Source organism: Pontibacillus yanchengensis Y32 (assembly GCF_000770635.1).
Classification (GTDB): Bacteria; Bacillota; Bacilli; order Bacillales; family BH030062; genus Pontibacillus; species Pontibacillus yanchengensis.
This window is the reverse complement of sequence record NZ_AVBF01000008.1, coordinates 63,111-84,397: the sequence shown is the minus strand read 5'-3', so window position 1 is coordinate 84,397 and position 21,287 is coordinate 63,111. Positions and strand designations below refer to the sequence as shown.

The following is a 21,287-nucleotide window of genomic DNA, read 5'->3' as shown; positions in this document are numbered from 1 at the left end:
CCTGAGCTCTTGCCACGTCCAGCTCCAGCGCCCAGCGACTAGTGTGCTTCCCTCACCTCGGTCCGATAAGTCAACATCGAATCACTTCGTTCTTCATGTTTCCTTTATCTCATACGGTTTTAAAGGATGTTCGATTAAGACCGCTACATCACGTAGCAACATCGAACCAACCCACGTCGTGTGGGCCGCAGCATATACGTCGCTAACCGGGCGCTTGCGCTTTTGTTCATTACATTCCTACTACATAGATAAAAATCAATCCAATCACACCGCTTGCTGCTGCGTAGTATAGCATTGGTCCTAGGGTCATTCGTATAATGGTTCCTTCTTTACCAGCCATGTTTACAACAGAGGCAGCGGCTACGACGTTTAATACGCAGACCATGTTACCGGCATTGGCACCTAATACTTGAAGAGAGGTAACCATTTGTGGGGATACACCGATTTGTTCTGCAACACTAAACTGGAAAAGGGAGAACATCATATTACTAAATGTAGCACTGCCTGATATAAAGGATCCTAGTGCACCAATTAAAGGTGCTACAAGAGGCCATGCTCCTCCAACTGCGCTTGCAAACAATTGGGCTAATTCCATTGGCATGCTTAATAGATCTGCACTATTCTCACTAGAGTTGATGAAAATCCGCACCATAGGTACCGCGGTTCCAAGTGAAATCGCGCTTCCTATCATGGTTGTAATGGATGTTTTCATTGTATTTTGTATCGTTTGGGCATTCATTTTATGCATGAAAAAGGTTAAGCCAACCACCAAGATGAAGATGGAACCTGGTAGGTATAATGGTTCGAATGTAGTGCTGATTGTTGTTCCTAATATATTTTCCCAACCTATTTTAATAGAACGAAGGGATTCTTTAATTGGTAGAACTTCTAATCTAGTTATAACCAAAATAAGGGCAACAAATACATAAGGAAGCCATGCTTTCCATAAAGGCATACCTGTTTCTTGAGATACAAGCGTTTCTTGCTTAAGACGGTCCTCTTCGCTAAAGTACCAAGGCTCATCAGGAAGTAAGAACCCTTTCTGAGTAGCAGGTATTACAATAGCTAATCCTACTAACCCACCTATGATAGAAGGAAACTCAGGTCCTAACAGACTAGCTACCAAAAACGCTGGAACGGTAAAGCTGAGTCCTGCAAAAATAGCAAACTTCCATATCGCAAGGCCTTCTTTCCAAGAGTGTCGTTCTCCAAAAAATCGAGTCAACATAACGATTAGGATAAGAGGGATAAACGTGCCAACGAATAAGTCCATCATGACAGCACTTTGAGCTACTTGCTGTAAGAAATCGAGCATGGATCCGTTTTGCAAATTGTCTTGAACTTGAGGGGCTATTGTTGACCCTTGTCTTAAACCTTGGTCCACACCAACTATGACTGGCGTTCCTACTGCTCCAAAGGAAACAGCACTACTATCTGCAATCAGAGCTAAGGATGCTGCAGCTAATGCAGGAAAGCCTAATGCCACTAATAAAGGCGCTCCAATAGCCGCTGGAGTACCGAAACCTGCAGCTCCTTCAATAAAGGATCCAAATAACCATACAATAATAATCAACTGAACTCGGCGGTCAGCGGTCACACCTGAGAAGCCACTCCGAATTGCATCCATAGCACCACTATTACGTAACGTGTTTAATAGAAGAATAGCCCCAAATACAATCCATAGAATAGAGATGGCAATGATAATGCCTTCAATAGAAGCAGCGAATATTCGAATGCTAGGTATTTGCCACACCCAAAATGCCAGGGCACCGGTTAAGAGGAAACTGATTGGCATTGCTACATGAGCTGGCAGACGTAAAACAACAAGAAATAAGAAAACAGCTAGTATTGGTGTTGCAGCAGTAAGTACTTCCAATAAGTTCATGAATATCACCCAATTATGTTTGAATTATACTCTTATTATAAATGATTATGTGAAGATATGAGCAAAGCGGATGTGTATAAATTTTAACAGTTCTATTGGAGGAGACTCTATCAAAATTTTGTAAAATATATTTCTATAACCGCAATAATGCTATATATTAGTTAATGGAGGGGGAGGTAGAGATAACATGGAAGTTTACGTAGCAAGACAACCTATTTTAAATGATCGTCAAGAGGTAATGGCATATGAGCTATTATACCGTGGGGGAAAAGAGCAGAATTCATTCTCCTCCATTGATGGTGATGTTGCTACATCTGAAGTCGTAACGAATAGCTTTTATAATATGGGTATAGAGCGAATATCAGAAGGTAAGAGTTGTTTTGTTAACTTCACAGCAAATTTATTAAATAGCCAACTACCATTTTGCTTTCCGCCAGAAACGTTGGTTATTGAAATATTAGAAAATGTCGAAATTACATATGAGCTTGTGCAATCATGCAAGGCGTTAAAAGATAAAGGGTATCAAATTGCGCTTGATGATTATGTTCTCAATGAAGATAATCCCTATACATACGAACTATTGAAATACACAGATATTGTGAAAATAGATATATTGCAAAATTCGCGGCAACAGGAAACGTATCTCTTTGACCAATTAAAGCATTTTAACTTAACTTGGTTAGCTGAAAAAGTGGAAACATATGAGCAGTTTCAAACATGCAAAGCGTTAGGCTATGAGCTGTTCCAAGGTTATTTCTTCAGTAAACCTCATATTATTACTGCACATGATGTCCCTATATATCCGTTTCAGCACTACCAGTTAATAGAAGAGCTCTCTAAAGAAGAGCCTGAGGTACACAAGATTGCTGAAAAAATAGAAATGGATGTCTCTTTATCGTATAAATTTTTACGGTTGATTAATTCTGTTGCTTATCGACGATTACAGCCAGTTAAGTCTATCCAGCAGGCTATTGTGTTATTAGGGTTTAAGGAAATGAAGAAATGGGCGTATGTCATTGCGATGAAGGATATAAAGTCTACAAATGCTGATGTTTCTTCAGAAGTTATGAAAATTAGCCTAACCCGAGCGAAGTTTAGTGAGAGTGTTGCGTTAGAAATGGGGGAAAGGAAGGAAGCTTCCAGCTATTTCTTAACAGGGATGCTGTCCTTGATTGATGCTGTCATGCAACAACCTATTGCAACCATCGTAAACGATCTGCCTCTTCACACCGAAATTAAAGGTGCTCTAATGGGAGAGCGTAATGCTTATCGACTCGTGCTAGATTTAAGTTATTTTATTGAGAATGCCCAATGGGACGATATTGAACGAGTTGCCAAGGAGTTAGGTTTATCCATTGAGAGGCTTTTTGAGCACTATCATTCTAGTATGTTGTGGTCTCAGGCAATGATGGTAGCCTATGACAAGCAAGGAGCCAGTGACTAAGTGTGCTATAAAACGGTGCAGCAACACTGAAGCAACTCACGTCGTGTGGGCTGCAGCATATACGTCGCTAACCGGGCGCCCTGAGCTTTTGTTCTTCAACAAACCCCGACAAAAGACCAATAAATCCGTTTGTGTTTACATATACATGTCTAAATGTGTCGTTAATTCATAAATCGAACACGTTCTAAATTATGATATAATTCAACATGAATTCTTTTTTTGTAGAGACGAAATGAAAGCCCTTTAATGTTTGCTAATAAAGATAGTGAATGTTCCTGTTGGGAAAAATGTATAAAAATATAAACAATTATTTGTATTAAAACAACTGGGGAGAGTGGTTGCATGACTTGGCAGAAAACATATGAACAATGGAAACAATTCAACGGATTAGATGCCCAATTAAAGACGCAATTAGATGAGATGGAACAACATCCTGACGTCCTAGAGGAAGCTTTCTATACGGATTTGACCTTTGGTACAGGTGGCATGCGAGGTGTCTTAGGCCCTGGTACAAATCGAATGAACAAATACACAGTGCGCAAGGCAGTTAAAGGTTTGGCCATGTATTTGCTCGAAAACGTAGAAGGTGCTAAGGAGAAAGGTGTAGCGGTGGCTTATGATTCCCGTTACATGTCTGCAGAGTTCGCTTTAGAGACCGCCAAAGTACTAGGCGCAAATGGCATCCGTACGTATGTGTATGAATCTTTACGTCCTACCCCGTATCTTTCTTTTGCGGTAAGACATTTAGGTGCTGCTGCTGGATCTATGATTACAGCTAGCCATAACCCTCCAGAATATAACGGATTTAAAGTATATAATGCTGATGGTGGACAAACTCCCCCAGAACAAGCAGACGAAATCATTGCTCATGTAAATAGTATTGAGAATGAATTAGAAATAGACGTGCTCGATCAGAAAGAACTAGAAGCGCAAGGCTTATTGAAGTGGGTTGGAAGCGAAGTAGATGAAGCATATTTACATGAATTAAAAGGTATTGTGAAGAATCAGAATGTCATTGATGAGCAAGCTGAGGATTTAAAAATCGTCTTTACACCTCTTCATGGGACAGCCTATGAGCCTGTATTAGATGGACTTAAACAGTTAGGCTTTAAGCGCGTGTATGTAGTAGAGGAACAAGCACAACCAGATCCAGAATTCTCGACAGTAGAATCTCCAAATCCTGAAGAGCATCAGGCATTTGAGAAAGCGATTGAGGTTGGAAAAGATGTAGATGCTGATTTGTTAATTGCAACAGATCCTGATGCAGACCGTCTTGGTGTGGCTGTGAAAAATGAAGATGGAGAATATACGGTGTTAACAGGAAATCAGCTAGGGACATTAATGATTGATTACTTACTGTCTCAAACGAAGCCGTTACCGCATGATGCGCAAATCATAAAAACGATCGTTACGACAGAGATGGGGAGAGCTGTTGCGGATTCCTACGGCGCGAACACATTAGAAACGTTAACAGGCTTTAAGTTCATCGGTGAAAAGATACGTGAATTTGAAGTGAATCAAAACGGTTCATTTGTGTTCGGTTATGAAGAGAGCTATGGGTATCTAATCGGTGATTTCGTTCGTGACAAGGATGCCGTGCAAGCAGCCATGACAGCGTGTGAAATGGCAGCGTATTGGAAATCAATGGGACAAACGTTGTATCAAGCGCTGTTCACCTTATATGAACGCCATGGCTACTACCTAGAAGGTCTGCAATCCATGACGCTTAAAGGCAGGGATGGTATCGAAAAAATCCAACAAATTATGAATCACTTCCGTGAGTTAGACGCTGAAAAAATGGGGCCATTTGCGATTGAAGCAGTAGAGGATTACCAATCTAGAACGCGCACGTATGCTTCAGGTGAGTCAGAAACCATTCAATTACCAGACGCTGATGTCGTGAAGTTCCAATTATCTCAGGACAGCTGGTGCTGCCTAAGACCTTCAGGAACAGAACCTAAAATTAAATGCTACTTCGGTGTAACATCGAATTCCTATCAAGAAAGTGAAAAGCGATTAGCTGAGTTGAAAGAAGCCGTTGTTTCACAAATGAATGCGATTATTGAATCACCGACCTATTAATAAATAAAGAGGGTGCCTCATGTGGGCACCCTCTTTTTCGTATATTGATATACTTAATTGGTAGAGTGAGCTCTACCTAATAGATATAACCTTATAAGTTGTTCGCTCGTTACTGTTAATTGTTTACGGGTGAAATCTGGTTCGATAGCTTGTTCCATTGGTCGTGCTTCTGTTTGGATGGACAACACAACATCAAGGTGGCGATTAAGCTGCTCAAGTTCAAGGTCATGACGACCTGCAAGACCAATGATCGGTTTCTTGTATTTTTTTGCGAGTTTGGCTACACCATGGGGGACTTTCCCCATGAGGGATTGTTGATCAAGGCTTCCTTCCCCTGTAATGACAAGGTCTGCTTGCTTTATATGGTCCTCAAGTTTCGTCAGGTCCATGACAACATCGATTCCAGCCTCAAATGTTCCTTGTAACCCGATATATAGTGCCCCGCCAAGTCCTCCGGCGGCACCGGACCCAGGTTTGGTTTGTATATTTTCTCCGTATTGCTTAGAAAATACGCTTGCTAAACGTGCTAGAGCCAGATCTAATGTCTCTAACTGAGCAGGAGTGGCACCTTTTTGTGGGCCAAACACATGAGTGGCTCCGTTTTTTCCATGAAAAGGGTTGGTAACATCACTTGCAATAGTTATCTGACATGAGTCTAATTCAGATAGGCGATGTTGGTCTGACATGCGGTGTACATTTGCAACCTGGTTCCCTTGAATAGGGAGCTCTTCATCCCTGTCATTATAGAAAGTCCATCCTAAAGCCTGCAGCATTCCCACACCACCGTCGTTCGTAGCACTTCCACCAAGCGTGATGATAAGGTGCTGGTAACCTTGCTTCACTGCATCCAGTATTTGTTCCCCAAGCCCATAGGAATTGAGAAGCATGGGATTTCTTTGTTCTTCAGGAATAAGAGGGAGTCCGGTACTACGTGCGCATTCAATAATGGCAGTGTCCTTGCCTTCATGCGTAATGCCTGCATACGAAACGGTAATGCTATGCATAAGAGGATCGTGGACGTTCACTTCATGAAGGCGTCCTTCCCTATTTGCAAGAATGGCATCAATCGTTCCTTCCCCTCCATCAGCCATAGGTACATTTGTAACATCTGCATCTGAAATTGCTCGAAGAATTCCTTTTTTGATAGATTCTCCAGCATCGTATGCAGAGACGGATCCTTTATAGGAATCAGATGCGATTAGTAGGTTCAAATTCCATTCCCTCCTGATTTTAAGCCTTTATCCAAATGAATGCATATGGAGAAAGGGTAACGTAATCCTCTATACCTTTGCCAGTCATTAAATCAGTGCCTGTTACATGTTGAGGGGATGCGACATGTTGATTGGTCACATTTACCATAAAATAAACCGTATCGCCTGTTTCTTCATTTTGTCTTTTTAAACCAAATAAGTTGGGACCTAGCTCTAAAACCTCTTGCTCGGCATACGGAGAGAAGGCTTTTTCTTGCTGTCTAACCGCAATCATTGATTTTAGATTTGTAAAAATATCATGGCGCTTTTTATCTTCTACTAGTTCTTTTTCAATCTGTTCCAATTGAAACTTTTCCCGGTTGATACGACGATTCATACCTGAAGCATGCACTCCCTCATGATGATTATATGAACCGAGGAGAGAGTGGTAATAGATTGCCGGTACACCTATAAACGATAATAAAATGGCGTGAGAAGCAAGCATCTTTTGAACCTTCGTTTCTGTATCTTGTTCATCGTCATTTGGTAGCGCTTCTGAATAATTAATATTCAACTCATAAACGGATTGTGTACCATCAGGGTTATTCTTGAAAGAAACTTGACCACCGTTTTGCTGTACTTTATCTACTAATAATTGTTTCTCATCGTTGGTTAGGATGCCTTCCGTTGGACGCATACCAATCCCATCATGACTTGCTAAAAAGTTGAAAAAAGTAGCGCTCTCTGACACTTTATCAATCGTTTTGGCCCAAGAAGTCAGTTTGTCTGATTGTTGTGTCGTAAGTGTATAAAGAACAAGTGGAGGGAGGGTGAATTGATATACCATGTTGGCTTCATTCGTTCCGTCTCCAAGATAGCTAATGTTCTCTTCATGAGGGACGTTTGTTTCTGTAATGATTTGCGTGTTTGGTTTGAAATAGTTTAGGACTGTATGCCAAAGCTGTACAATCGCGTGTGCCTCAGGTAAATGCATGGATGTGGAACCTGATTTCTTCCATATGAACCCAATCGCATCTAATCGAATGCTAGTGCCACCTTGATGTGCATAGTATAGTAGAATATCTGTCATTTCTACTAGAACTGGGAAATGATGAAAGTTAACATCTACCTGGTCTTCACTAAATGTGGTTAGCGCTGTTTTTGTTCCATCTATAGCTTCATATTCATGAAACAAAGGAGAGGTACGCGGACGTACAAATTGGCTTGTGTCATAGTTATCCGTTTTTGGAATGAAGTAATGTTGATATTGAGGATCTCCATTTAGGTATCCTTGGAACCAATCACTGGACTTCGAAATATGATTGGCGACAAAATCAAACATTAATCGGTAATCTTTAGAGAAATACTGAATATCCTCCCAATCCCCTAACGTAGGGTGAATACGTCGATAATCCGATACAGAGAAGCCATCGTCAGATGTATAAGGAAACATAGGTAAAAGGTGGACATCTGTAATATGATTTCCCACATGTTTGTTTAAAAAAGTCTGTAACGTAGGAAGGGTAGGCTTGCCCTCCTCATAAATGCTATCACCATACGTAATCAAGTACACATTTTCTTCTGTAAGAGGAGAGGGAGAAGCCCAGTCTTTCTTCTCCCACTTGTTAAATAACTGGTTAAATCTATCAAGGTATTGTTCACTAAATTCACTGCCGTAAATCGTCTGTAATTGCTCTTTCAATGTTGTGAAAACTTGATCGCGATTCATCGAGATTCCCCCTTACGTCCGAGTTTAATGGTTTCATATCCTTTGGATGGGACGGATACTTGTTGGATTGGTTCTAAGTCGGTCTCGTATAAGTTCGAGCGTATAGTGGTTTCATACACATCGGTTTCGACGCTAGCTTGTTGCAACTCATTGGACGGATTAAATAACCTTACAACCGGTTTCTCATCTTCATAACTCTTTTTACAAACACTCATAAACACATGTGGCTGTTCAATTTGGAATAGTGAAAAACTAGAAGGTAACTCCGAGACTGGATACGGAATTTCGAAACGGTCTAATCGTTCTTCAAAGGTGTTTAGTGATTGCTTTTGATAGGTTACATAATGATTGTTATACTGTTGCGTTTTTTCAAAAAGTGTTTCGTCTTCTATTTGTTTTGACTCAAAGCAAATAGCATAGTCAAATGTCATATGCTTTTGCATTTGTGCATCAGGCGTATAAACTACTTTGTTATTGATGCCAGAAGCACGCCCTGGTCTCCAAGCTAAATTATCTTTCCCAAGTAGACCTACACTTCTGAACAGAGTTAGAGCTAGTTGATCCTGGTAAGGAAGCACCTCATACTCCTTAATACCAGATGTTATAGCAGCAAAGGTAGTGGCTTTATTTTCAACTCCTACAAATTGTTCAAGAGGGTAAATGGAAACAGGTGCTTCCTTAAATCCACGTTCCTTCCAGTTTGATAGATAAGGATTGATGGCACTTCTTGTGACTGTGCTAAATCCCTGGTCAGCAAAAGATTCTTGAGGCTCTGTAACAGGTGTTTTAAGAAGAACGCGTACACGGTGATCCTTCACTTCATTTTGAATCTCATGATGTACTCTTACAAACCCTTCACTTGCCCTTAATTCAAATGTTGTGTGGATGGTTAGTGTTTTGGAATTTACTTGTTCAGACCGTTCTGATAAATCCCCTGGTACATGTGCATTGTGAACCACTTCCATAGTCTCAACACCTGATGTTTTCTTGGTTGCGTTAAGTGTTGCACTCTTTATATAAATAGGTTGGTCTTCAGGAAGTGGAGAGAAGTCATAAGAATCTCCTGCATCTGCAACATTTTCAAATTGGATCATATCGGTGATTTTCTGACCAGATTGCTTATTTGTTAAAGATAGCGTGCCATTAGAATGAAAATCCACTCGTAATGTTTGATTTGAAATAGTTCCATCGTTTGTTTCTTCTAAAGCATCAACAGAACCCTCATTCTCATCTACAAGAAAAGTGTTATATCCCATCGGGTTGAGTTCTGTTACATGAATTAAGAGTTCAGAACGGTAATAGCCTGGTAGCTCTACCTCCTTATCCCCTTCAGCTGTTACTACGACCTTTTTGCCTCCACTTAAATAGTCTTGCTTTGTAATCGTTGAATCAAGTAGAGCACCGTCCATTGTTGTTAATTGGAAAGTAGGTTCATCCGTGAATAAGGTGGCCTTTATTTGACCTGTGTACGGTGTAGGTTTTGTATTAAATGCAACAAAAATGTTGTCCTGATTCAGTTTATTAGAAATGGCATGAGTCATTTGTTTTTTCTGTAGATTTAACAACCCATCTGCCATACGGTCTACTTTTCGTAAACGCATAAGAACGTCGTGGTTTGTATCATCTGAATTACAACCACCGATGGAATCATGGGCGTGTACATCGAATAGTTCTTTCCACATTTCATCCAAACGTTCTTGAGGAAATCGTAATCCAAGTTCCATTCCAATGGTAGCTAGTGGTTCTAGTTGGTGTAGTATTTTATTTTCCACAATAGTATTTAATTGCTTGATATCATAGCGCTGGGAGCGGATGGTGTTGTGTATTCTAGATCGTTCTGTGCCAATAAGCTCGCCAGGGATGGTTGTATCAAACGAATGCCCCTCATGCCATGTTTCTTCCATGAACGTTTCATAGTCGGATAATACATATTCATGTTGGTTGTCTTTCTCATTTAACGCTTCAATCGTTTCTGGAAAGTGATCACGGACTAGTACTTGATCACCGCCGGATGGAAGTAGCAGGTTGTTTGTACGTTGGTTCATATTAGCTAGTTTATCTAGTATAGGCTGTAGTTTTTCTTCATAGAATTGTTGTTCAGATGTTAAAAACTTACCAGGTCCATAGCCTAACATCATAAGGTTTGTTTTAATACTTTCTCCATCGGGTGATGCCCAAAAAAAGTTTAAGTCCTGATCCAACTGGTCTGAATAGACACCTCTTTGTAAAATGCTATACTCCATCCCGAATCCTTTGAAAAGGGAAGGGAGGTAAGCGTTTTGACCAAATATATCAGGAAGGTACCCAATGTTCATGGAATGTCCCATACTTGTTGCCATACGAGTCCCGTATAATAAGTTTCGAATAATGGATTCTGTGTTCACAAGCAGTGAGTCTGTTTGTGTGTACCAAGGCCCAACCAATATCCGTTTATTTTGAATAAGCGTTTGTAGACGTTCTCGGTTTTCAGGTCTCACATGAAGGTATTCTTCAATGACGGACATCTGGGCGTCAAATACATAACTGTGATAGTTTGGGTTTGTTTCAAGTACATCTAGTAAATAGTCCATATTTTCAGCAAGTAAAAGGTTGGAATCTTCAATTGTAAAATACCATTCACGATCCCAGTGGGAGTGAGGTACTACATAAACTTTTTTTGATGTCATGGTTATGTCCTCCTAAAGCATATAAGAAGGTACGCGCTGATTGGGATCGTTCCCAGATGGCGCGTCCCCTCAATTAAATAAAAGAAAATTTAAATTTTGGCGTTTACACGTCCAGCTCCAGCGCCCAGCGACTAGTGTGCTTCCCTCACCTCTGTACGATAAGTCAACATCGAATCGCTATCGCTCTTCGTGTTTCCTTTATCTCCTACGGGTTAAGGGGAAGTTCGATTAAAATCGCTGCGTCACGCAGCAACATCGAACCAACCCACGTCGTGTGGGCCGCAGCACATACGTCGCTACCCGGGCGCCCTGAGCATTTGTTCATATAGTAATACGGTTTCGTTTTATAAGAGCAAAGCGGATAAATACATTCGATACGGCAATGAATAGTGCTCCTACAGCTAAACCTAGTAAATAAGCAAGGATGGAACCTTCGACAAGAGGCCATCCCCAGAATGCTGGAAGTGGAAGCCATTGCTTTGCACCGAGTAGAACAGCGGTTGTAGAGCCGATAATAGCTCCTAATATGTTAATCGGAATCGTAATAATCGGATTACGAAGCATAAATGGAATGGCACCTTCACTGATTGCAATAAATCCTAATAGAATTGACGTTTGACCTGTTACACGGAGGTCAGGGCTAAATACCCGTCGGCCAACTAGATAGCGGTCTAATACAGTAGCCAACCCAAGTCCGATAGGTGGAATAACAATGGATAACACACGTGCTGTTAAAGGAAATATGTCATCGGAAGCTAGTCCAATTGCTATGGCACCAGCAGCCTTGTTAATTGGTCCGCCTAAATCAAACGCTGTTGCTGCAGCAATCACAGTGGATAATGCAATCTCACCGGATGACTGAGCAGATTCAATGAAGTTACGTAAAGCTATATTCATGCCACCAAACACTGGGTCAACAATATAGAAATTTAATAGAAAAATAGATAGAACACTGATAGCTGGTATAATCAGCATAGGCTTCATAGCTTGGAAGTTTTTATTGAGCTTAATTTTTTCATTAAGGAACTTAGATATATAACCAGCAGCTAAACCGAGAATTAAAGCTCCGAAGAATCCTGACGCAACGCCATCTTCAATTCCCCAAAAACGGTAATGGATACCAGCAGCAAAAATACCACCAATAAAACCAGAAACAATTCCGACACGGTCAGCTAATGCATAAGCAGTAAATGCAGCGAATATAGGGTACATAAATTGGAAGATCATATAACCGAATTTATCCAGATGGTGTAGAATTACGAATAATTCATTAGAGTGATTGGCAAATCGTTCTGCATCATTAATGTCATTTACTAATCCAAATGGCATAGATCCTAGCTTGGCAATTCCCATCATTAAGCCTGCTGCGACAATGACGGGGATCATGTAGGAGATACCAGTTAAGATGGCTTGTCCCATTTCAGCAAGAACACCTTGTTTTTTCTGGCTGGAAGATGCCGAGTCAGATGAAGCTTCCCCTTCTTGTACAGTACCATCCGGATTGTTTAAAGCCCGGTCTAAAATCTCTTCACCGTTACTAAGAGGATCAGCAACCCTTACTTGAACATAAGGTAATCCTGCAAAACGTTCTTTTTCTTTTGGTGCTATATCCGTTGCAAAAACAACGGCATCTGCTTCTTTAATAACGGATGAGGAATGCTCGTCCTCTAAGCCGTTTGCTCCTTGTTTTTCGGAAGCAACCTTTATACCTTTTTTTCGTCCGGCTTGCTCCATTGCTTCAGCAGCCATATACGTATGAGCGATACCAGCTGCACAGGCCGTTACAACAAGAACTGTTTTATCGTATTCTTGTGGTTCTGTAGATGGTTGATCACTCGTTTGATCTAGTGCAGTAATAAACTCTTGTGCACTGTTGGCTTGCATGAGTCGTTGATAATAATCTTGATCCATTAAGCGCGTGCTTAATTCAGCTAAAAGGTTTAGGTGCGTAGATCCAGATTCTGTATTTGGTATAGCAAGTAAGAATACAAGCTCAACTTTGTTATTAGGATCAATGCTTTCCCAGTCCTCGACAGGATTTTGTAGCCTACCTACAGCAAATTTAGCTTCTTTTACAGCATCTGATTTACCGTGTGGAATGGCTAGACCTGATTCCATTCCTGTTGCAGATACTTTTTCTCTCTCTAAGACAGCTTGATAATAATCCTCTTTAGAGGAGAGGGCTCCTTCTTGATAAAGCGCTTCCGTTAATTCCCAGATAACCTCTTCCTTTTTGGTTGAAGTAATGTCAAAGGTTATTAAGGAGCTACTTGTCATCTCTTTTAATTCCATGTTGGTTCACCCCACTTATATTTATCTTTCATGAAAACCTTTTCTAAAATCGCTTACATATAGTTGTATCATAGAAAAATGGGTTGTGAATGTACACTCTATGTACATTTGTACTTTCTGTTCTTTTGAAGAAGATTAAAGCTTGTATAAATTGTGATATAATGCTTCTATAAAATACGCCGAGAAGGAGGGATAGTATGGGAGCATTAATTGATTATTTTTCCAAGGAGATTCAAAAGCTAACACACGCAGAAAAGCATGTATTATATTACATAGAATCTAATATAGAACAGTCGAAACATCTCTCTCTTACTAAAATGGCTTCACTCAATACAGTTAGCACGACAACTATTGTACGCATGTGCCACAAGTTAGGGTTAGAGGGGTTTGCAGAACTGAAATACATGTTGCGCCATTTCGAATATGAATCTGTACCACAGGAACAAGATACGATGGATCGGTATGAACATGATATGCACCAGTTATTTTCTTCTCTTGATACAGAACACATTGACCAGATTAGTTCGAGCATGATTGACGCTAATCGCATCATTATTGTAGCAGTCGGTCTGTCCAAAACGTTAGGGGAATATTTTAGCAAACGACTCATGCAAGTGAACACCAATTCTTCTTACATCTATGAATCACATATGATTGATTTATTGCCAAATTGGGTCAATAAAACAGATTTTGTTATCTTCCTATCTTCTAGTGGTGAAACAGATACACTCATTCATGTTGCAGATAAATTAAATCATCAGGATATACAGTCCTTAGCAATTACCAATGCTCCAGAGAGTACACTAAACTCACTCACCCGGTATAACATTAGCGCACACGTACAGCGAGTTACATACGCAGGGTATGATTTGTCAGCAAGGTCAACCTTGATGATTCTTATGGATGTGCTATTTGAGCGATATTTAAAGCAAAAACTACGTAAGGAAAAAATGTGATGCGCAAAAAGGGTGACAAAATGCAACCTCTTACCAAACTACTGCACTTTGGGTACCAGCAAGCCTTATCTTCTTTGTTTCCAGTAATTATCTTTTTGACGCTTGCTGGCACAAAAGCTATTCAGGTCCCTGGTTTGCCAAGGTATGACCTCATCCTGCTAGTATGCGTGATGGCTCAGATTATCATGGTGAAAACAGGACTCGAGACAAAGGATGAATTAAAGGTAATAACGCTCTTCCACATTTTTGGGCTTGTGTTAGAACTCTATAAAGTACATATGGGATCCTGGGCGTATCCGGACTTTGCGTATTCCAAAATAGCAGGAGTGCCATTGTATAGCGGTTTTATGTATGCAAGTGTAGCGAGTTATATGGTTCAGGCATGGAGAAGGCTAGACTTAATGATTGTGCGTTGGCCTCATGCGTATTGGACCATTCCTCTTGGTGCGCTAATATATATTAATTTCTTTTCGCATCACTTTGTGTATGATATTCGCTGGGTACTAACTGGAGCCTTGTTTGTCATTTTTCTACGAACGATGGTGTACTTCACGGTGGATCATGAGCGATTTAAGATGCCGTTAACGTTATCCTTTTTTCTCATTGGGTTCTTTATCTGGATTGCTGAAAACATATCGACATTGTTAGATGGCTATCGATATCCAAATCAGGGTGATACATGGGAACTTGTACATATTGGAAAAATTAGTTCATGGTTTTTGCTCGTTGTGGTGAGTTTTATCATTGTGGCTCAGCTTAAAAGAGTGAAGGGGGAAGGGTTCGCAAATCAGCCCGTTCCGCATGCTAAAGATAGGAACATGTGATAGTAGAAAGTGTTCATTCTCGTGAAACGTTAATGGCCCTCCTACGTATAGAAATAGAAACAGGTTAATGGGAGGATTTTCATGTCTACTATCTATTTTACAGATTCTCTTTTTTCTGCAGGGATGACAGAAATCTATAATGAAAACAAGGATCACATAGGCAACCTAGATTTGAAGAGTGCTTTTACTTCAAGTGTCGATATACTGAATACAAAAGAAGAAATCACACTATCTGGAGGATTTCGATTCTTTTCAAGAACGTGGGTGATCTCTCAACCTACAGAAGAAGAAGTGGGAGAGGTCAAGCAGCGCTTTTCTTTTTTCGCTAAAAAATTCGAGTATGAGGCGTTTGGAAGAGGAGTATATACCATTGAGTCAGAGGCTTTTTCGAGACAATATGAAATCCATGATGAGCAAGAACAAGTTATAGCCCAGTTTAATAGGACTGATAGCTTCTTTGAATCACCTGCTTTTTGCTTAACCAATCATTCATCAGTACTAGCAGAGGATGAATTAATAGCAGTGATAATGGGTGTGAATATGATACAAAAACGCAACTCTAGTGGGGGTGCAGCAGGTGCCGCAGCTACTTAAAAAATAGTAGTTGACTTATTCTACTTTGCACAGTATGATAAAGATAATCAAATAAACGTATTCTTCCTAAAGGGGAGTAGCTATACAATAAAGTCGTCATTGCGAGAGAAATCTCCGGCTTTATTGGCAACAGTTCATGTTGTTAGCAAGACCTTTACACCACTCGTGTAAGGGTCTTTTTTAATGGCCTTTACCATCAGCGTAAAGGTCATTTTTTTGTACGGAAGAATAAAAAGGGGAGAATGAATCATGGAATTACAGCTATTGATGGAGTACGGTTGGGTATTATTAGTATTAGTGATGCTAGAAGGGATATTGGCAGCAGATAATGCATTAGTAATGGCAGTAATGGTTAAGCACTTACCTGAAGAAAAACGGAAGAAAGCTCTGTTTTATGGTTTAGCCGGAGCGTTTATTTTACGTTTTGGTTCGCTATTCGTAATCACGTTGTTAATTGATATATGGCAAGTTCAGGCGATCGGAGCAGCTTATCTATTATTCATCTCTATTAATCATCTTGTAAAAAGGTATAAAAAGAATGACGATGAGGAAGAAGAAGAGGAAGCTACAGAAGCAGCACCTAAAAAAGGAAAAGGATTTTGGGCAACCGTGTTGAAGGTAGAATTAGCTGATATGGCTTTCGCCGTTGACTCTATTTTGGCTGCAGTAGCACTTGCTGTATCCTTACCAGCTACTGGATTACCGACGATTGGAAGTCTAGATGGCGGACAATTTCTAGTTGTATTACTTGGTGGAATCATTGGCATTGTCATCATGCGATTTGCGGCTCATAAGTTTGTAGCTTTACTAAAACAAAAGCCAGGCTTAGAAACAGCAGCGTTCTTTATCGTAGGTTGGGTTGGAGTGAAGTTAACGGTACATGTACTAGCACACCCTTCCTTACATGTTCTACCTCACCATTTCGCTGAATCTTGGATTTGGAAAACTGTATTCTACTCCGTACTTGTGATGATTGCCGTAACTGGTTGGTTCTTCACAGGTAAACAAAAGTCGAATCAGCAATATAGTGCAGAAGTATAGGCAGGAGTGTTTGTTATGTCGACAAAGGATGTCATACGAAACAAAGTATGGGAGAGGCTAGAAACGGAGAAGGCAGCTAGATTTCCTTTTCCGGTAAAGGGGCGAATTCCTAATTTTAAAGGAGCAGAAGCAGCTGCAGAATTTGTGATGCAACTTGATGCGTACCAACAAGCAAGGGTTATCAAGGTTAATCCGGATTCTCCGCAGCTACCGTTACGAGCACAGGTGCTAAAAGATGGAAAGATCCTGCTGATTCCTACTCCTCGCTTAAAGGCTGGGTTCATTCAAATCAATCCAGAAGATGTTCCAAAAGGGGAGGAGCGGAAAGCAGCTAGCTTAAAGCATATGAACGCGTATGGACATGAGGTTCCTTTACAAGACATGCCTACAATCGATTTAATCGTCGTAGGTTCTGTAGCCATTCATCAAGATGGACGTCGACTTGGAAAAGGAGAAGGATATGCAGATCGAGAGTATGCGATTATTCGAGAATTGGATAACCCTCCCGTTCCGGTGGTAACAACGATCCATTCCTTGCAACTGGTGGAAGATGACTTTCCAAGAGACCCTTATGATGTAACGGTGGATTATATCGCGACAGAAAAAGACATGATTACAGTAGAGAATCCATACGAAAAACCATCAGGGATTCTATGGGAAGAAGTGACTGCTGAACAGAAAGAAGAAATGCCTGTTCTACAGGATATATGGGACTTGAAATATAGTAAGGAGTGAGAGGCTACACTAGGTGTAGTCTCTTTTTGTACGCGGATGTGGGTGGTCGCTCCTAATTTTCAAATGTCGCTCTAGATGTAGAAATCTCGCTCCAATTTTCGTAAAGTTGCTCCTATTATTCAATTCTCGCTCTGATATAGCATAAAGTCGCTCCAGAGGCTAGCCATAACGAACTGATTTTGTAAGCTAGCCACTAAGATGGGACATAATTGGCTAAAAGTGGTAAAATATTCTGTTACAGAATAACAAATGTTTTAAGTATAATGGAATTAAGGAAAGATAATAGGAGGAGGGATAACGATGGGAAAAGCAACAGATAATCGAGCTTCACAGATTGACTATCTAAAAAATCGAATGAATATGCTACAGCAGGTGGTTGATTCTATGGATGCTGAGTCAGTGGGGCCCGATGACATGGATCAATTGTTACATATGATGCATGAACTCGAGGGTAAGGTTGAAAGGTTCAAGAAAGATTGGCAGGATGGCTATTCATGAATGAACTGAAATCGATTCTACTTGCAATATGGATATTATTTATAAGTTATGCCCTTTTCTTAGCTCCAATTAATGAAAGTGATTATAGCTTCCTGAATCAAATGTTTTCCTTGCAATATACAGATCCGTTATTGATTGCTGTATTTTCCTTACTCGGCATTTGGCCCGTTGTGTATTGCATTTTACTTTTAGAAAATGACCGAGCATCCATAAAGGCATGGCCTTTTGCATTGGGGTCATTTGTGTTGGGTGCGTTTAGTCTTTTGCCTTATTTTGTATTCCATATCGAAAAACGAAGAGTAACAAACCGTACGCCGAAACAGGTGCAAGCCATTCTTTCTAATCGCGGACTTTATATTTTATTATTACTTTTAACGATTTTAATTATGGCGTTTGGACTTTATTTTGGTAATTTCCAAATTTATTCTCAGGCCTTTATGCAATCACGCTTTGTTCATGTTATGACAATTGATTTTGTAGTACTCACATTGCTATCCATGCTTGGCATAGCTCACCATGCATACTATCTTAATGAACGGTCGAAGCGGTTGTGGTGGCTTGGTGTCATCCCAATTATTGGGGCACTGCTTTATTTATTAATCACCGATGCTAGACAACGAGAAGCAGAGGAATAACGAAAAGCGGAAGCGCCCGTTTAGCGACGTACAAACTGCGGCCCACACGACGTGGGTTGGTTCGATGTTGCTACGTGACGTAGCGAATTTAATCGAACTTCCTCTAGGTATTTTTAGATAAAGGAAACACGGAGAGCGATAGCGATCCGATGTTGACTTATCGTAAGGAGGGGCAGGAAGTTTGCTAGTCGCTGGGCGCTGGAGCTAGACAAACGAAAAGCGGAAGCGCCCGGTTAGCCTGCCCACAGAATGGGGTTGGTCCGGTTTTCTTTCCTTCTAATAAAAAAACGCTTGTCGAGGGAGTTTCTACACCCTCGACAAGCGTTTTATTTTTGTTCTAAATATCGTTGATCCTTCAAGAATAGTCTCCAGAAGAGAATGAATGCAGGAACTAATATCGATAAGCCGACAATGTAGCCAATTAACAGTTGATAGAACATATTGGTATTCGTGAAGCCTGCTTCAATCGTTAAGTGTGGATACACCATATATGGGAGATGGGCTGACCCGTAAGCATAAATGGCAAATCCGTATTGCAGAATGACGAAGGTTACGGCTGCGCGAGTATAGCCTAGCTTTCCATTCTTTTGCTTAAAGAATAGCAAGGAATATCCGATTGCAAATAGGGCAATGGACATGCCAAAACCATACAGATTGTCTTGCACATTTTCGACTAGCCAGGAGGCTTCAGCTGGCATTGTGAAAATTGTAAGTACTGCGATAAGTAACGTAAGAGGGCCTAACCAAATAGCTTGTTTGCGATAGGTACCAAAAGCAGAATGATCATTTGCTTCTCTAGCATAGTCGGTAAGAAATAGCGCTGATAAAAAAAGTTCCGTACTAATCCCAAAGGCAATATGCATGTACGTCGTTGGGCTAGTTAACAGCTTTCCGTACAGTAACTGAGGATAGCCATCTTCTATCACAACAAATCCCCCTAGTGTGATAGGGAGAATACTGACCAACAGAGCAGGTATGAGCAATCCGGTTATCCCAGACGTAATACGTAGTAAATCTTGAAACTTGTTGGCATAATGGGAAAACATCATAAATGTTGTACGTATGGTGAGTAGAATTAAGCCTAACCCAACTGGTATAAGTAACAGGGTTCCTAGCATGGATGTAGCAAAAGGAAAGAAGCTGACGAGCGTGACAACGAATAAGACTAGAAATACGTTCGTAACCTCCCAGGTGGGTGACAAAAAGCGGTTGGCAATGCTTGATGCGTTCGTATGCTTCTTTTTGCCATAAACCAACGCCCAAAAGCCAGCACCAAAATCCAATGAGCCTAGCATGGAGTACACAAATAAAAAGCTCCATAAAATCGTTACCGCGATTAAATATTCTTCCATAATGGACTACACCTCGCTTTTGGCTAGTTCGTCTTGAACTGGATGCCGTTTGAAATAGAAGATGAGCATAAAAGCGGTCACAACTAATAAGACAGCATACAAGGAAATGAATAAAACAAACAGCAAACCGACGTTCTCGGATTGAGTGGCGGCGTCCGTTGTTTTTAGTACATTGACAATGGTGTATGGTTGCCGACCAATGCAGCTAAAGCACCAGCCGGCCTCGATGGCAATCATCGCCAAAGGACCTCCTCCAACAAACAACGCAAGCATCCATCCGGGGAGCGGTTTTTTAAATCCCCATCGCCAAATGATTGCTAAGAAGGCTAGCCCCATAAGCATCGTCCCAATTCCGACCATGACATTGAATAGTGTATGGACGTATAATGGTGGCCACAATTCTTCTGGATACTCATTTAATCCTTTTACTTCTGTATCGAATCGGTCCCCGGCTAAGAAGCTTAAGGCATACGGAATTTCAATAGCGTATTTTACTTCCTGATCCTCACGAGACGTCCAACCTCCTACACTTAAGGGAGCATATCTTGTCGTTTCGAATAGACCTTCTGCTGCTGCTAATTTTCTAGGATTATAATCATGTAGCATTTGTGCAGTCTCGTGGCCGTTAATGGCTGTAACGAGTGACATAACAGCGCCTAAATAAATTCCGATGGTAAGGCTTTTTTTATGATAGTTGCGTTCCTCGTTGGATAATCCTTTTCGTAAAAGACGTGCTGCTGCTAATGATGCGATGATAAACGCAACCGTCATATAAGCAGAAACAGAAACATGCAGAGCTGTTATGAAAAAGCTAGGATTGAAGAATGCTGCCCAAGGATCGACATTAGTGATCTCACCAGACGCTGTCATCTCAAAGCCGGCAGGAGTGTTCATCCAAGCATGAGCATCTGTTATTAATATGGCAGACCCTACAGCACCAATGGCTACAGAGACTATGCTCACAAGCCGTAGCCAGGTAGGAAGTCGGTCAGCAGCATATAAGTAAATCGACATAAATACAGCCTCTATGAGGAAGGCGAAAATTTCAATCTGGAAAGGTAATGCAATAACCTGTCCTACCATTTCCATAAATCCTGGGAATAGTAACGACAGTAGAACACCGACGATGGTTCCTGATGCAATGGCTACTGCCAGTAAAATGGCGAACCCTTTCGTCCATCGTTTCGCCATAATGGAATAATCTTCGTCCTTTTTTATTAGATACATCACTTCTGCAATGATGATCATGAGTGGAATGCCCACTCCAAGCGTAGCGTAAATAATGTGAAATCCAAGCGATGATCCAAACAACGCTCGAGCAAGTACGACAGTATCCAACATTTTTCACCTCGGTCTTTGTTTCA

16 protein-coding genes are annotated in these 21,287 nt (G+C 40.8%); 9 read left to right on the top strand and 7 right to left on the bottom strand.

Annotation, left to right across the window (positions count from 1 at the left end; genetic code table 11):
• Nucleotides 1–229 precede the first annotated feature (229 nt).
• Complete coding sequence (locus tag N782_RS04880) at nucleotides 230–1,885, bottom strand: L-lactate permease (protein WP_036816845.1); 1,656 nt, start codon at nucleotides 1,883–1,885, stop codon at nucleotides 230–232.
• A 187-nt stretch (nucleotides 1,886–2,072) separates the two neighbouring features.
• Here N782_RS04880 and N782_RS04875 point away from each other — a divergent pair, with 187 nt between their 5' ends.
• Nucleotides 2,073–3,329 carry an EAL and HDOD domain-containing protein gene (locus tag N782_RS04875; RefSeq protein ID WP_036816842.1) on the top strand — a complete coding sequence of 419 codons (1,257 nt, stop codon included), beginning with the start codon at nucleotides 2,073–2,075 and terminating at the stop codon, nucleotides 3,327–3,329.
• A 342-nt stretch (nucleotides 3,330–3,671) separates the two neighbouring features.
• Nucleotides 3,672–5,411 carry a phospho-sugar mutase gene (locus tag N782_RS04870; protein WP_036816839.1) on the top strand — a complete coding sequence of 580 codons (1,740 nt, stop codon included), beginning with the start codon at nucleotides 3,672–3,674 and terminating at the stop codon, nucleotides 5,409–5,411.
• A gap of 53 nt (nucleotides 5,412–5,464) precedes the next feature.
• Here N782_RS04870 and N782_RS04865 read toward each other — a convergent pair whose 3' ends face one another.
• The 4 genes from N782_RS04865 to N782_RS04850 form a co-directional block, all read right to left on the bottom strand.
• Nucleotides 5,465–6,622: a glycerate kinase family protein gene (locus tag N782_RS04865; RefSeq protein ID WP_036816837.1), complete on the bottom strand. Its 1,158-nt coding sequence runs from the start codon at nucleotides 6,620–6,622 to the stop codon at nucleotides 5,465–5,467.
• Nucleotides 6,623–6,641: 19 nt separating this feature from the next.
• Entirely contained in the window at nucleotides 6,642–8,330 is a 1,689-nt protein-coding gene (locus N782_RS04860; protein WP_036816836.1) for a sugar phosphorylase, read from the bottom strand.
• Entirely contained in the window at nucleotides 8,327–10,996 is a 2,670-nt protein-coding gene (locus N782_RS04855; protein WP_036816834.1) for a glycoside hydrolase family 38 N-terminal domain-containing protein, read from the bottom strand. The genes N782_RS04860 and N782_RS04855 overlap by 4 nt, the downstream gene beginning before the upstream one ends.
• Before the next feature lie 321 nt (nucleotides 10,997–11,317).
• Nucleotides 11,318–13,288, bottom strand: coding sequence for a fructose-specific PTS transporter subunit EIIC (locus tag N782_RS04850; RefSeq protein WP_036816831.1), 1,971 nt, complete (start codon nucleotides 13,286–13,288; stop codon nucleotides 11,318–11,320).
• 197 nt (nucleotides 13,289–13,485) lie between these two features.
• Here N782_RS04850 and N782_RS04845 point away from each other — a divergent pair, with 197 nt between their 5' ends.
• From N782_RS04845 to N782_RS04815, 7 genes are all read left to right on the top strand, one after another.
• Nucleotides 13,486–14,244, top strand: a complete 759-nt coding sequence (locus N782_RS04845; RefSeq protein ID WP_036816828.1) for a MurR/RpiR family transcriptional regulator — start codon at nucleotides 13,486–13,488, stop codon at nucleotides 14,242–14,244.
• Complete coding sequence (locus N782_RS04840) at nucleotides 14,244–15,068, top strand: DUF817 domain-containing protein (RefSeq protein ID WP_420805576.1); 825 nt, start codon at nucleotides 14,244–14,246, stop codon at nucleotides 15,066–15,068. Before N782_RS04845 ends, N782_RS04840 begins: the two co-directional genes overlap by 1 nt.
• An 81-nt stretch (nucleotides 15,069–15,149) precedes the next feature.
• Complete coding sequence (locus N782_RS04835; protein WP_036816826.1) at nucleotides 15,150–15,662, top strand: LURP-one-related family protein; 513 nt, start codon at nucleotides 15,150–15,152, stop codon at nucleotides 15,660–15,662.
• A gap of 249 nt (nucleotides 15,663–15,911) precedes the next feature.
• On the top strand, nucleotides 15,912–16,703 hold the full coding sequence (locus N782_RS04830) for a TerC family protein (RefSeq protein WP_036816823.1): 792 nt from the start codon (nucleotides 15,912–15,914) through the stop codon (nucleotides 16,701–16,703).
• Between the two features lie 15 nt (nucleotides 16,704–16,718).
• The gene (locus N782_RS04825) at nucleotides 16,719–17,438 is read left to right on the top strand and encodes a 5-formyltetrahydrofolate cyclo-ligase (RefSeq protein WP_036816821.1); all 720 of its coding nucleotides are present in this window, start codon (nucleotides 16,719–16,721) and stop codon (nucleotides 17,436–17,438) included.
• A 300-nt stretch (nucleotides 17,439–17,738) separates the two neighbouring features.
• Nucleotides 17,739–17,936, top strand: coding sequence for an SE1561 family protein (locus N782_RS04820; RefSeq protein WP_036816818.1), 198 nt, complete (start codon nucleotides 17,739–17,741; stop codon nucleotides 17,934–17,936).
• On the top strand, nucleotides 17,933–18,571 hold the full coding sequence (locus N782_RS04815; protein ID WP_036816817.1) for a hypothetical protein: 639 nt from the start codon (nucleotides 17,933–17,935) through the stop codon (nucleotides 18,569–18,571). The genes N782_RS04820 and N782_RS04815 overlap by 4 nt, the downstream gene beginning before the upstream one ends.
• Nucleotides 18,572–18,897: 326 nt before the next feature.
• Here N782_RS04815 and N782_RS04810 read toward each other — a convergent pair whose 3' ends face one another.
• Together N782_RS04810 and N782_RS04805 are read right to left on the bottom strand one after the other, a co-directional pair.
• Nucleotides 18,898–19,923, bottom strand: coding sequence for a cytochrome d ubiquinol oxidase subunit II (locus N782_RS04810; protein ID WP_036816814.1), 1,026 nt, complete (start codon nucleotides 19,921–19,923; stop codon nucleotides 18,898–18,900).
• 6 nt (nucleotides 19,924–19,929) lie between these two features.
• A complete protein-coding gene (locus tag N782_RS04805; protein ID WP_036816812.1) occupies nucleotides 19,930–21,261 on the bottom strand; it encodes a cytochrome ubiquinol oxidase subunit I in 1,332 nt (443 codons plus the stop codon).
• Between the last annotated feature and the right edge of the window lie 26 nt (nucleotides 21,262–21,287).